Raw genomic sequence first — 12,861 nt, forward strand, 5'->3', positions numbered from 1 at the left:
GGCGGCCTCGTGTTTCCGAGTTGAAAGGAACGACGATGAGCCAGTGTATCTCCTCCGCAACCCCGCCGCCGCTAAGGCGGCCGTGTTCAGCCCGCCGCTGATCCCAACCGACATCTGCAACTGACCGCCGCGGGCTGACGCTCGCGGTCGATGCTCTGCGCGCCGTTGCGGCGCGACGGACGGTGGCGTTCTCCGCGCTTCCGGACGCGGCGGTCGCTTGCGCTTCTACGCCAGGAAACTCCCATGACCGACGCAATAAACGACCTTTGGTACACGCGCTGCCCCGTGCCGACCGGCCTTGGCATCGCCGTCCAGCTCGGCTGGCTGGCCGATGAATTCCGCAGCGACGGGATCGGCCTCAAGTCGATTCAGGAAACCGCGGACCTCAATGCGCGCGAAAGCCATTTCGACCATAATCTGCCGAGCTCCTTCCGCCAGGGCGGCAACATCCCCGCGATCTGGGCGCGCGCCAATGGCCGCGACACGCGGGTGATCGGCCTGTCCTGGACCGACGAGTTCCAGGCGATCCTCGCGCTGCCGTCGTCGGGGATCCGTACCGCGCGCGACCTGGCCGGACGGCGAATCGGGCTGCCGGTCAATCCGATCTCGATCGACTTCAACCGTGCCACCGCGCTCAAGGGCTTCGCCAGCGCGCTCGAACTGGCGGGCCTGACGCTCGCCGATGTCGAGCGGATCGATACGGTCAGCGCCGATCCCGCGGGCAGCGGTACCGAGGGTATCGCCACCGGCGAGCGCCAGCGCGCCCGCACCCGCCACGGCTATCGTGCCGAGGTACTGGCGCTGGTCCGGGGCGAGGTCGATGCGATCTACGTCAAGGGCGCGCTGGGGCTCGAGACCGCGCGGCTCGCGGGCGCGCATATCGTCGCCTCGCTCGGCGATCACCCCGATGCCTGGGTGCGCGCCAATAACGGCACACCGCGCACGCTCACCGTCGATGCCGCGCTGATCGAAGCGCGGCCCGATCTGGTCGAGCGCTTCCTCGCGCGGGTGATCGCCGCGGGCGACTGGGCGCGCGCGCATCCCGACGAGACCATCGCCTATATCGCGCGCGAGACCGGATCGACCCCCGACTGGGTGCGCCGAGCCTATGGCGCCAACGCGCCGGCGAGCCTTGGCACCTTCCTCAACGACGAAGCCGCCGGTGCACTTGGCCGGTACAAGGACTTCCTGTTCGAGCACGGTTTTCTCGCCGCCGACTTCGACCTCGCCGCGTGGATCGATCCCGCGCCCTTCGCCGCGGTCGCCGGACGCGCCCTTCAAGCGGCCTGAGCCTCAACCATCATCACCGGACGCGGACCTGTCAGGCCGCGCAGGGGGAACTAGCGTGAATTTGAATTTGAAGCATCGTACGCGGAAGAAATCGGCCTGGATGGTGGCAGCATCGCTTGCCGCGCTGGCGCCCGTGGCCGCGCACGCCAACGAAACGGATGGCAAGGCCGACGCTGCGACGCCTGCAGACGACGCCGCCGAGATCGTCGTCACCGCGGGCAAGCGCGAACAGTCGATCCAGGATGTGCCGACGGCGATCACCGCATTGGGCGCCGACGTGTTCACGCTCCAGGGCGTCGGCCGTTCGGCAAGCGAGGTGCTGAGCCTCGTCCCCAACGCATCGGCCGGGACGCAGCAGCATGGCCGTCCGCGCTGGTGGATCCGCGGCGTCGGCGCGGGGCAGCAGCAGATCGACCTCGCCAACCCGGTCGGCTTCTATCTGGACGAAGTCTATATCAGCAACGCCAGCGCCACCGGCCTGCCGCTGTTCGACCTTGAGCGGGTCGAGGTGCTGCGCGGCCCGCAGGGCACGCTCTGGGGCAAGAACACCACCGGCGGCGCCATCGCCGTCGTCACCAAGAAGCCCAGCTTCTCGCCCACCGGCACCGACAATTACGTCAAGCTCGACTATGGCAGCTATGACGACAGGATCGTCCAGGCCGGGGTCGGCTTCGTCATCGCGCCCGACGTGCTTGCCGCGCGCATCTCCGGCCATATCGAGAATCGCGACGGCCGCTTCACCAACGCCTTCAGCGGCGAAAAGGACAATGCGATCCAGGACAGCGTCATCCGCGGCCAGCTGCTGGCGCGCGCGGGCGGCAATTTCGAGGCGCTGCTCGGCGTCCATTACCGCAAATACAAGACCGACGGCGGTTACTGGACGATCGGCAGCTATCGCGCCGACGGCCTCTACCGCAATGGCTATGCCCCGCCGACCGATCGCGACGCGGTCAGCACCAATGCCGACGAGTTCAGCGATACCGAGCAATATGGCGGCTCGCTGAAGCTCGACTGGGACTTCGGCGGCGCCACACTCACCTCGATCACCGGCTATGAGCGCTATGAGGTCAGCTCGGGCGGCGACAGCGACTATACCCCGCTCGAGATCGCGCGGAACCATACCGAGGCGCGCAGCACGCAGTGGAGCCAGGAGCTGCGGCTCGCCTCCAGCGGTTCGAGCCGGTTCAAGTGGATCGCCGGGCTTTACTATTTCAAGGAGGACATCAAGTCCGACGCCGCCTCGGCGACCCTGCCCGACGGCAGCGTCCCCGCGCTCCCCGGCGACACCGCCCCCAACGCGTACAGCCGCACCCGCTACGACCACAGTGCGGAAAGCGGCGCCGCCTTCGTCAACCTCGGCTACGATATCACCGACAGCATCAATTTGACCGTCGGCGGGCGCTTCACGCGCGAGACCAAGACGCTCGACTTCCGCCGCGTCGCCTCACCCAACGCCGCCGCGACATCGTGGAGCAGCTACCCGCGCTGGTGGGAGAGCTACACAGGCACCTTTGGCGGGATCGGCACCTTCTCGGGTGTGCTCGAGCGGACCTGGGACAATTTCACCTATGACGTGACCCCGTCCTGGACCGTCGCCCCCGGTCACCTCCTCTATTTCAAGTTCGCGCATGGCGTGAAGTCGGGCGGCTTCAACACCGCCGCACAGCTTCCCGTCGCGCTCCAGCTGGTCGAGCCGGAGAAGCTCGACGCGTTCGAGATCGGCTACAAGTCGAGCTGGTTCGACGGCGCGCTCACCTTCAACGCCACCGCCTTCCACTATCAATACGACAATGTGCAGGTGAACGTCGTGGGTCCCAACCCCGGCGCGGTCGGCGGCGTGACGACCTCCTATCTCCAGAATGCCGAGGAGGCGCATGTCAACGGCGCCGAGTTCGAGCTGACCGCGCGTCCGCTGAAAGGCCTCCAGCTCAACGCCGCGCTCGGCCTGCTCGACACGAAGTACGACACGCTCAAGGTGGTCAACGGCGGCGCCAACCTGTCCGGCGCCGAATTCGTCCGCGCGCCGCACGTCACGCTCAATCTCGGCGCGTCGTACAAGGCCGATCTGGGCGGCGCGGGCAGCATCCTGTTCGGCGCCGACGCGCGCTACCAGTCGCACCAATTCTACTACATCACGCCGCAGGATCGCACGAACCGCTTCCTGCTCAACCAGCCGGGCTACACGCTGGCCAGCGCGCGCGTCGCCTACACCACGCCCGACGATCGCTTCACCTTCACCGTCTACGTCAACAATCTGTTCGACGAGGCGTACCGCAACCACGCGCTGCCGCAGTTCAACGCCGCGGCCGGGATCACCGGCGACACCATCCAATGGGGCGATCCGCGCACCTGGGGCGCCTCGCTCGTGGCGCGCTTCTGATGCCGTATTCCCTCAACATCCGGAGGCTCTCATGACCGCCTTTCCCAAGGAAATCTGGTACACTCGTTGCCCGGTGCCGACCCCGCTCGGCATCGCGATCAATCAGGGCGTGATCGACCGCGATCTCGCCGAACTCGGCATCACCGTCCGCTCGATCCAGGACACGACCGACCCCGACGTCCGCGAGAGCCATTACGACCATCATCTCGCGCATAGCTTCCGCCAGGGCGGCAGCGTGCCGGCGATCTGGGCGCGCGCTGCCGGCGCCGACACGCGCGTCATCGGCCTGAGCTGGATCGATGAGAGCCAGCTGGTCCTGACGCTGCCCGGATCGGGCATCCGCACCGTGGAGGATCTGAAGGGCCGCCGCATCGCGCTGCCGCGCCGTGCGGGGCAGAAGATCGACATTTTCCGCGCCACCGCGCTGCGCGCGCTGCTCGCCGCGCTTTCGCTCGGCCGGGTAGCGGAAGACGAGGTGGAGTGGGTCGATGTTGATGCCACCGACCCCGCGCCCGATGGACTCGATCTGGTCAGCCAGCGCAATTGGGGCGGGCGCCCGCTCTACACCGCCGAATTCCACGCGCTGGTGCGCGGTGAGGTCGACGCGATCCATGTGAAGGGTTCGCTGGGGCATGAGTTCGCGCTGCTCGCGGGCGCGCATGTGGTGATCGATACCGGCTTTCACCCCGATCCGAAGATCCGCATCAACAATGGCGCACCACGGCCGCTGACGGTCGATGCCGCAACGCTGGAGCGCTATCCCGCGGTCGCACGCCGCCTGCTGACTCATGTCGCCGCGGCGGGCGAATGGGCGGAGGAACACCCCGAGGAGACCTTCGCCTATATCGCACGCGAGACCGGTTCGCCCGAGCAGTTCGTCCGTGCCGCCTATGGCGGGGAGACGCTCCATCGCCGGCTCAAGACCGATCTCGACGATGCCTCGGTCACCGCGCTTCAGGATTTCAGCGACTTCCTGTTCGACCGCGGCTTCCTGCCCGCGCGCGTCGATGTCGCCGCCTGGATCGATCGCCGCCCGTTCGACGCGCTCGACTTCACGCAAGCGCTGGACGCCGCATGAGCCGCAAGACGATTCTCATCGCCATTGTCGCGATCGGCGTGCTGGCAGCACTGGTGGTCCACCAGCTCAGGGGCGGGGCGACGGGCAAACCGGCACCCGGCGAGCTTCCCGCAACGCTGACCATCGCCGCGATCGCCTATCCGTTCGAGGGGCAGCAACGCTATCAGGGCACGAACGCGATCGTGCAGCAACAAGGCTGGCTTGAAAGCGAACTGGCGAAGCGCGGGGTCAAGCTCAACTGGTTCCCGGTTGCCACCGCGGTCGGCGGCCCGGTGGTCAATGAGGGCTTCGCCGCCAGGCGCATCGATTTTGCGAGCTATGGCGATTTCCCGGCGATCATCGCCATTGCCGGCGGAGTCGATCTGCGGCTGGTGGTGCCGGTCGGGCGCGGCCAGAACGCTTATCTGGTCGTGCGCAACGGCGTCGCCGCCAACAGCATCAAGGATCTGAAGGGCAAGCGCATTGCGCTCCATCGCGGGCGCCCCTGGGAGCTACCCTTCGCCAAGCTGGCCGAGGCCAACGGCCTCAAGCTCACCGATTTCCGCATCCTCAACATCAACCCGCCCGCCAGCCATGCCGCGCTTGCCTCGGGCGATGTCGACGCAGTGTTCCTGCTCTCCGACGCGCATCTGCTGGTCGAGAAGAAGGTCGGCCGGATCATCTGGTCGACCAAGCAGGCGCCGCAATCATGGAAGATGCGCGCCGAGCTGTTCGGACGCGGCGATTTCGTCGATCAGCATCCCGAACTGACCCAGCTCGTCGCCGACGCCTATGTCCGCGCGCAGGCCTGGTCGGCCGACCCGGCCAACCGCGAGAAGGTGATCGAAATCACCTCGCGCGCGGAGTCTCCGCGCAGCGTGATCGAGGCCGAGCTGGACGAGCCGCGTATCGCCTGGGGCGACCGTTATTCGCCGCTCTATGACGACTTCATGGTCGCGCATTATCGCGACGCAGCGGCCTATACCTTCGGTCAGGGCCTCGTCCGCAAGCAGATCGACGTCGACAAGTTGCTCGACCGGCGCTTCGCCACCGCGGCGCTCGATCGCCTCAAGCTCAAGGATCAGTGGAAGCCCGATACGGCGGAGGCGGCGGCGCGATGAGCGACGCAATGACCGATCGGCGCTTCATGGCCAATTTCCTGCTGCTCGCGCTGGTCAGCGGCCTGACCGTGGGCCTCGGCAAGGTGGTGACGACGATCTATGCGATCGATCTCGGCGCCACCGCCTTTCAGGTCGGGGTGATCGGCGCGATGGAATCGATCGGCATGGTGCTCGTCACGGTGCCGGCCGGGTTCATCATCGCCCGCTACGGCGCCCGCGGCATCTATTTCGCCTCCAGCCTCGGGCCGCTGTTGGTCAACCTCGCCATGCCGTTCGCAGCGGGCTGGGCGGCACTGGCGGGCGGGCGCTGGCTGATTGGTCTCTGCATCCCGTTCCGCATGGTCGCGATGAACAGCGCGTTCCTTGAGCGACTGCGCGGGCGTGGGGAGACGCGCGGCGGCTGGTATCGCGGCGCGCTGACCGCAGGGATGGCGATCCTCGGCCCAGCATCGGCGGGCATCCTTATCCACAAGGCGGGGGTGACCGCCGCCTTCTTCATCGTCGCGGCCTTGTTCGGGGTGATGGCGGTGTTCAGCCTGTCCTTCCTCCCCGCACGCCAGCCCGCGGCGGAGGAAAGCGCAAGCTTCCTTGCCGAGATCGGCGCGCTGCTCGGCAACCGTGCCGTGGCCGAAAGCAGCTTCGTCGAATTCCTGAGCTCGGCTACCGGCTCGCTTTTCTCGACCTTCGTCCTGCTGCTCGCCGCCGCACTCCCGCCGCTGACCAAGGAGGACGGGATCACCGTGCTGCTGGTTCAGGGCGTCAGCACGGTGGCGCTGCTGTTCCTCAGCGGAACCCTCGTGGCGCGGCTTGCGCGCGGGACCGCCTATGCGCTGGCACTCGCGCTCGCGGCGGCGGCATTGGCGCTGCTCGGTTTCGCGCATGGCTTCCCGGCATTGGCGGCGGGCGCGGTGTTGCTCAGTGCCGCTTCGGCGGTGGTCCATCTCATCAATGTCCGGATGCTCGCCGCCATTCCCGGCGCCAAGAGCAAGGCGGCGGGGCTCTACAATCTCGCCTCGATGACAGGTTCCTCGGCCGGGGCGCTCGGCGGCGGGCTGCTGACCAAGCTGGTACCGCTCCAGTCGGTATTCCTGTTGTGGCTGCCCTTGCTGTTCGCCGCCGCCGCCATCGCCTTCGCGCGCCATCGTTTCGCGCGCCCGCTCATCGCGCGGGAGGTTCTGCCATGAAGCGTCTTACACCCATCGCCGCCGGGCTCGCGCCGTTGCTCGGCCTGCTCCTTCTCTGGCAATTCGCCTCGGCCAGCGGCGTCTTCCCGCCGCAGGTGCTGGTCCCGCCCAGCGAAGTCGCGGCGACCCTCGCCCAGCTGTGGCGCAATGGCGAGCTGACCGATCATCTCGGCACCAGCCTGTTCCGCCTGGTGTTCGGCTTCCTCGCAGGCGCGGCGATCGGTCTCGCCTTCGGTACCGCGATTGCGCTCTCGAAGCTGCTCGAGGCCTTGTTCGCGCCTTTGTTCCAGGCGGTGCGCCAGGTGCCGGTGCTCGCCTTCATCCCGATGCTGGTGCTGCTGCTCGGGATCGAGGAGCGGTTCAAGATCGTCGTCGTCGCGGTCGCGGTGTTCTTCCCCGTCGCGCTCGCCGCCTTCGATGGCGTGCGGGGTATCCCGAAATCCTATTTCGAGGTCGCCCGGCTCTACCGCACCCCGGTTCTGCCCTTCGTCACGCGCATCCTGCTCCCCGCCGCGATCCCGCCGGTGCTGACCGGGCTGCGGCTTGGGCTGACGCGCGGCTGGCTGGTGCTGGTGGCGTGCGAGCTGCTCGCCGCCGACAGCGGCATCGGACAGATGATGGAGATGGGGCGCCAGATGTTCCGCATCGACGTGGTCCTTGCCGGCGTGTTCGTCAGCGGGCTGGTCGGCTTCTTCCTCGATCGCTCGGTCAAGCTCGTCGAGCGCCGCTTCGTCCGCTGGAAGGAGGCCTGACATGGCGCGCCTCAACACCCCCGCCGCGCGCATCCTGCTCGGTCTGGTCGTGCCCGTGCTGATCCTGTTCTGGTGGCAGGCGCAGTCGGCGCAGGGCGGGGCGCGTGCGCTTGCCTTCGTGCCGCTGCAGGAGATCGGCGCGACACTCGCGGCGCAGATCGCCAGCGGCTTTCTGCTGAACGATGCGCTGGCGACGTTGTCGCGTGCCGTGACCGGGCTGCTGCTCGGCGGGCTTGCCGGCACCGCACTCGGCGTTGCGATGGCGATGTCGCGGCCGCTCGATCGTGTGGTCGGCCCGCTCTACCACGCGGTGCGGCAGGTGCCGCTGCTCGGCTGGCTGCCGCTGATCGGGCTGTGGGTCGGCAATGGCGACGCGGCCAAGCTGCTGATCGTCAGCCTCGCGGCCTTCTACCCCACGGTGCTCAACAGCTATGAGGGCGTCCGCACAGTCGAGCGGCGCTATGTCGAGGTTGCCGACATCTTCGGCTTCTCCGCTGCGCAGCGCTTCGTCCATGTCCTGCTGCCCGCCGCGCTGCCGCTGGTGCTGACCGGGGTGACGCAGGCGCTCGCCTTTGCCTGGATCGCCACCATCGGCACCGAGATATTGTTCGGCGCCGATGCCGGGCTCGGCGCGACGATGGGCGTCGCCCAGGCGCAGCAGCGGATGGACATCATCCTCGTCGCGATCCTCGCCGCCGCAACGCTCGGCTTCGCGCTCAACCACCTCTTCGCCCGCCTGCGCCGCCATCTGCTGCGCTGGCAGCCTGTCATTCACTGAAGGAGCTGGCCCATGACGTTGCACACCCGGATCGAGCCGCCGCCCGCCGCCGCCGAGGCGCCCGCGACCGGCGCGCTGACCATTTCCGGCCTGTCCAAGGACTTCCGGATCGACGGCGCCGCGCTGTCGGTGCTCGACCGGATCGATCTCGATATCCGCGCGGGCGAGTTCGTCAGCATCGTCGGCGCATCGGGCTGCGGCAAGTCGACCTTGCTGCGGCTGATCGCCGGGCTCGACACCGACTATGCGGGCGAGATCCGGCTGGACGGCAAGCGCATCGCGGGCACCAGCCTCGACCGCGGGCTGATCTTCCAGGACCATCGCCTGTTCCCCTGGCTGACGCTGGAGGAGAATGTCGGGCTGGCGCTGCTCAACACCGACATCCCCAAGGCGCAGCGCGCGCGCATCGTCGCCGAGCATATCGCGCTGGTGAACCTTTCGGGCTTCGAAAAGGCGTATCCGCACCAGCTGTCGGGCGGGATGGCGCAGCGCGCCGCGATCGCCCGCGCGCTGGTGACCGAACCCAAATTGCTGCTGCTCGACGAGCCGCTGGGTGCGCTCGATGCGCTCACCCGCGTGCACGTCCAGCACGAGCTGCAGCGCATCTGGCGGACGCACCGTTCGACGATGATCATGGTCACGCATGATGTCGAGGAGGCGGTGTTCCTGGGCGACCGCGTGGTGGTGATGGACGCGCGGCCGGGGCGGATTCGCCGCATCGTCGATATCGACCTGCCGCATCCGCGCGACCGTTCTTCGCCCGTACTGCACCGGCTGCGCGACGAGATCCTGGCCGAGCTGACCGGGCCGCCTCCGGAGAATCTGCTGCATCTGCCCGTGCGCGAGGTGCGGGCATGAGCCGGACCCCCGATCATCCCGTCGCGCCGGTCTTCGTCGACCGCTGGTCGCCGCGCAGCTTTTCGGGCGAGCCGATCCCCGACCGGGTGCTGGCGACCGCGTTCGAGGCGGCGCGCTGGGCACCGTCGGCCAATAACGGCCAGCCCTGGCGCTTCATCGTGTCGCGCAACGGCGATGCGTCGTGGCCGGTCTTCCTCGGCCTGCTTGCCACGCGCAACCGCGAATGGGCGCAGCGCGCCTCGGCGCTGGTCGCGATCGTCTCGAACACGCGGATCGAGCGGCGCGGCGAGGTCGTCCATAACGGCAGCCACAGCTTCGATACCGGCGCGGCCTGGGCCAGTTTCGCACATCAGGCGCTGCTGCTCGGCTGGCATACCCACGGCATTGGCGGCTTCGATCGCGAAAGTGCGCGCGTGACGCTGGCGATCCCCGACGACCACTCGGTCGAGACGATCGTCGCGATCGGACGGCAGGGCGCGCTCGATACGCTCCATGCCGATTTCCACCCGCAGGAGGCGCCCAACGGCCGCCGGCCGCTCGCCGATTTCGTGTTCGAGGGCCGCTTCGGCGTGCCCGCCATTCTTCAGCAAAGGAACGCCGCATGACCATCAAGCTTTACTGGCGGCTCGATCCCGCCGCCGAGCCGCAGCGGGGCGAGCCCAGCGCACGGCCGACCGCCGGCTTCCTGCCGCGCGACGTGCGTACCGCAGGCCTGACCCGCTACGACTATTATGCGCAGGTCGCCCGCGCCGCCGCGATCACCGGCTTTGACGGGCTGTTCGTCGCCTATCGCCCCGAGAGCGATGACAGCCAGATCGTCGCCGCGGCCGTCGCACGGACCGCGCCGCGGCTGCTGCTCGTGCCCGAGTTTCCGAGCACGGTCGGGTCGGCGGTCTATGCCGCCAAGGAAGCGGTGAGCTTCCAGCGCGCGACGCACAACCGGCTCGGTTGGGCGATTGCGCCCGGTGCCGATCCCGACGACGGTGCCCGCACCGCCGAGTTCCTGCACGTCGCGCGCGGCGTGCATGGCCAGAAGCCGTACGATCATCAGGGGCGGTTCTTCGAGGTGAAGGGCGGGGGCTTCTCCGAGCCGCTGTCTCGCGCGGCGTTCCCGCCGGTGTTCCTGCAAGGCGCCGATGAAGAGGCGTTGCAGCTCTCCGCTAACGCGGCCGACATCCATCTGTTCGACGACGCGCCGATCGACGCGTTGCGCGGGCAGGTCGAGACGCTGGAGCGGCTGGCGCTCGCCGCCGGGCGCGACGTCGCGGCCGGCCTGACCGTCGCGATCACCGCACGCGAGACCGAAGACGAAGCTGCGGGCGCTGGAGGCATCGCCGGAAGCTACGACCGCGTCACGGAGCAGATCGCTACGCTCCACGCCGCAGGGATTTCGCACTTCGTCCTGAGCGCCTCGCCCTCGCTCGAGGAAGCCTATCGCATCGGCCAGTTCGTCCTGCCGCGGGTTCGCGCCGCGCTCGGCCAGCTGCGCACCGCCGCCTGAGGAGACCCATCATGTCGATCGATTTCTACTGGCGCCTGCCCACGCACGGCTGCCACGCCACCATCCGCCGCGGCTCGTACGATCGCGGCGACTGGTCCCCGCTTCAGGCCGGCAACCAGACACCCGGCCTCACCGCGAGCGGCGAGGATGACGGCTATCGCTATATCGACCATCTCGCCGAGATCGCGAAGGCGGCGGAGCTGTCGGGGTTCATTGGCGGGCTGATCCCGTCCTTCCCCAATACCGATGACCCCTGGACGATCTCGCCGCTGCTGGCGCGCGAGACCAAGACGTTCCGCTTCATGATCGCGTTCCAGCCCGGGTTCCTCGACCCGGTCCATGCCGCGCGGCTCTCCGCCAGCCTTCAGCGCGCGACCGGCGGACGGACGGTGTTCAACATCATCACCGGCGGTGGCGGCCCGTCGCAGCTCTGGTGGGGCGACAGCTTCGCGCATGACGACCGCTATGGCCGCACCACCGAGTTCCTCGATATCTTCCGCGGCGTGTGGGGCGGGGAGCCGTTCGACTATGACGGCCGCTTCTATCAGGTGAAGGGCGACCAGCTCTCGCCGCTGCTGGCGCGGGAGGAGGTGCCTGAGATCTGGTTCTCGGGATCGTCGGACGCGGCGCTGCAATCGGCAGCGAAGCATGCCGATTACTATCTCTCCTGGCTCGAACCCTATGAGCAGATCACCGACAAGTTCGCGCGGGTGAAGGAACGCACGGCGCAGCTTGGCGGCGAGCAGAAATGCGCGATCCGCGTCGATCTCGTCGCGCGCCCGACTGAAGAGGAGGCGTGGCATGACATCCGCACCGGGTTCGAGAATGTCAGCGACGCGACCCGCGCGCAGTGGCGCGGCCAGCCGACGGACTCGGTCGGCGCCTCGCGTCAGGCGGCGCTGCGTCCGACTGAGGCCAAACGCTGGGACGAGCTGGTCGTCGGCAAGAATCTGTGGGGCGGGTTCAATCTGCTGCGCGGCGGCCCCGCACTCGGCATCGTCGGCAGCTACGAACAATGCGCCGAACAGCTCGACGAGCTGATCCGTCGCGGCGCCGACGCCTTCATCCTCGCCGGCACCCCGCACCTCGAGGAAGCCTATCGCATCGGCGAGGAGGTGTTGCCCCTGCTCGGCCGCACCGCCGCCGCTCAACCTCTGCTCGAAGCCGCCGAATAAGGAGAATCTCCATGACTACGCTCAATTCGACCATCACCGATTTCGCCGCCACCGCGATCCGCGATGCCGGCATCGCCTTCCGGGGCCTCGCCGCCACAGGCACGATCGCGCCGAGCGGCACCGTCAACTTCGTCGAGCGCGTGCCCGGTGAGGAGGCGGTGGTGTCGATCGGCTATCCGGGGCCATTCGCGCCGGATGCCGAGCTCAAGCCGACCATCTACGCGCTCGATGGCGAAGTGCTGCAGGGGCCGCCCAACGCCAATCTCGGTGGCGGGCGCTACCTCTCGATCTTCCAGGCGCATGCCGACATCACCACGGTGAGCCATGTCCACACCGTCTATCTCGGCGCCTGGTCGCAGAGCCACCGTGCGCTGCCGATCCGCTACGTCCCGGTCCAGCGCTGGACCCGGGCGCGCGAGCTGCCGATCTATATCGACCGGCGCCAGGGCGAGGCGAACTTCATCCTCGAGGTGCTGAACCGTGATCCCGGGGTGCCCGCAATCCTCGAGGCCAATGGCGGATCGACCGCCTGGGGCCGCAAGGGACTGCTCGCGCTGGCCAACTATATCGTGCTGCTCGAGGAGGGCGCGCGCTTCCAGGCGATCGCCGAGACGCTGGGCGGCTCGAAGGACTATGGCCCCGGCGTGCTCGAACAGCAGTGGAAGATGTCGGGCCTGCTCAAGCCCGACGAGACGCTGGCGGTCGCGGCGGAATAGGCAGTTGCCGGCGCCCCGATCGGGGGATCGGGGCGCCGGATTGGTGCCG

General features: G+C 68.2%; 12 protein-coding genes. All 12 read left to right on the forward strand.

The window, feature by feature from the left end; genetic code table 11:
• The first annotated feature begins 243 nt into the window (after positions 1–243).
• The 12 genes from AC07TU_RS03640 (at position 244) to AC07TU_RS03695 (ending at position 12,812) form a co-directional block, all read left to right on the forward strand.
• Positions 244–1,290 carry an ABC transporter substrate-binding protein gene (locus AC07TU_RS03640; protein ID WP_495186542.1) on the forward strand — a complete coding sequence of 349 codons (1,047 nt, stop codon included), beginning with the start codon at positions 244–246 and terminating at the stop codon, positions 1,288–1,290.
• Positions 1,291–1,390: 100 nt separating this feature from the next.
• Positions 1,391–3,670: a TonB-dependent receptor gene (locus tag AC07TU_RS03645; protein ID WP_495186543.1), complete on the forward strand. Its 2,280-nt coding sequence runs from the start codon at positions 1,391–1,393 to the stop codon at positions 3,668–3,670.
• Positions 3,671–3,701: 31 nt separating this feature from the next.
• Positions 3,702–4,748, forward strand: coding sequence for an ABC transporter substrate-binding protein (locus tag AC07TU_RS03650; RefSeq protein WP_495186544.1), 1,047 nt, complete (start codon positions 3,702–3,704; stop codon positions 4,746–4,748).
• The gene (locus AC07TU_RS03655) at positions 4,745–5,848 is read left to right on the forward strand and encodes an ABC transporter substrate-binding protein (RefSeq protein ID WP_495186545.1); all 1,104 of its coding nucleotides are present in this window, start codon (positions 4,745–4,747) and stop codon (positions 5,846–5,848) included. Before AC07TU_RS03650 ends, AC07TU_RS03655 begins: the two co-directional genes overlap by 4 nt.
• Positions 5,845–7,032 carry an MFS transporter gene (locus tag AC07TU_RS03660; protein WP_495186546.1) on the forward strand — a complete coding sequence of 396 codons (1,188 nt, stop codon included), beginning with the start codon at positions 5,845–5,847 and terminating at the stop codon, positions 7,030–7,032. Before AC07TU_RS03655 ends, AC07TU_RS03660 begins: the two co-directional genes overlap by 4 nt.
• Entirely contained in the window at positions 7,029–7,784 is a 756-nt protein-coding gene (locus AC07TU_RS03665) for an ABC transporter permease (protein WP_495186547.1), read from the forward strand. Before AC07TU_RS03660 ends, AC07TU_RS03665 begins: the two co-directional genes overlap by 4 nt.
• 1 nt (position 7,785) lies before the next feature.
• Positions 7,786–8,562 carry an ABC transporter permease gene (locus AC07TU_RS03670; RefSeq protein ID WP_495186548.1) on the forward strand — a complete coding sequence of 259 codons (777 nt, stop codon included), beginning with the start codon at positions 7,786–7,788 and terminating at the stop codon, positions 8,560–8,562.
• A 12-nt stretch (positions 8,563–8,574) separates the two neighbouring features.
• Entirely contained in the window at positions 8,575–9,420 is an 846-nt protein-coding gene (locus tag AC07TU_RS03675) for an ABC transporter ATP-binding protein (protein WP_495186549.1), read from the forward strand.
• Positions 9,417–10,025: a nitroreductase family protein gene (locus AC07TU_RS03680; protein ID WP_495186550.1), complete on the forward strand. Its 609-nt coding sequence runs from the start codon at positions 9,417–9,419 to the stop codon at positions 10,023–10,025. Before AC07TU_RS03675 ends, AC07TU_RS03680 begins: the two co-directional genes overlap by 4 nt.
• Positions 10,022–10,921, forward strand: coding sequence for an LLM class flavin-dependent oxidoreductase (locus AC07TU_RS03685; RefSeq protein ID WP_495186551.1), 900 nt, complete (start codon positions 10,022–10,024; stop codon positions 10,919–10,921). Before AC07TU_RS03680 ends, AC07TU_RS03685 begins: the two co-directional genes overlap by 4 nt.
• Before the next feature lie 11 nt (positions 10,922–10,932).
• Positions 10,933–12,096, forward strand: a complete 1,164-nt coding sequence (locus AC07TU_RS03690) for an LLM class flavin-dependent oxidoreductase (protein WP_495186552.1) — start codon at positions 10,933–10,935, stop codon at positions 12,094–12,096.
• A gap of 11 nt (positions 12,097–12,107) precedes the next feature.
• Positions 12,108–12,812 carry a class II aldolase/adducin family protein gene (locus tag AC07TU_RS03695; RefSeq protein ID WP_495186553.1) on the forward strand — a complete coding sequence of 235 codons (705 nt, stop codon included), beginning with the start codon at positions 12,108–12,110 and terminating at the stop codon, positions 12,810–12,812.
• The last annotated feature ends 49 nt before the right edge of the window (positions 12,813–12,861 follow it).

The organism is Sphingomonas sp. GW821-FHT03E12 (genome assembly GCF_059420685.1).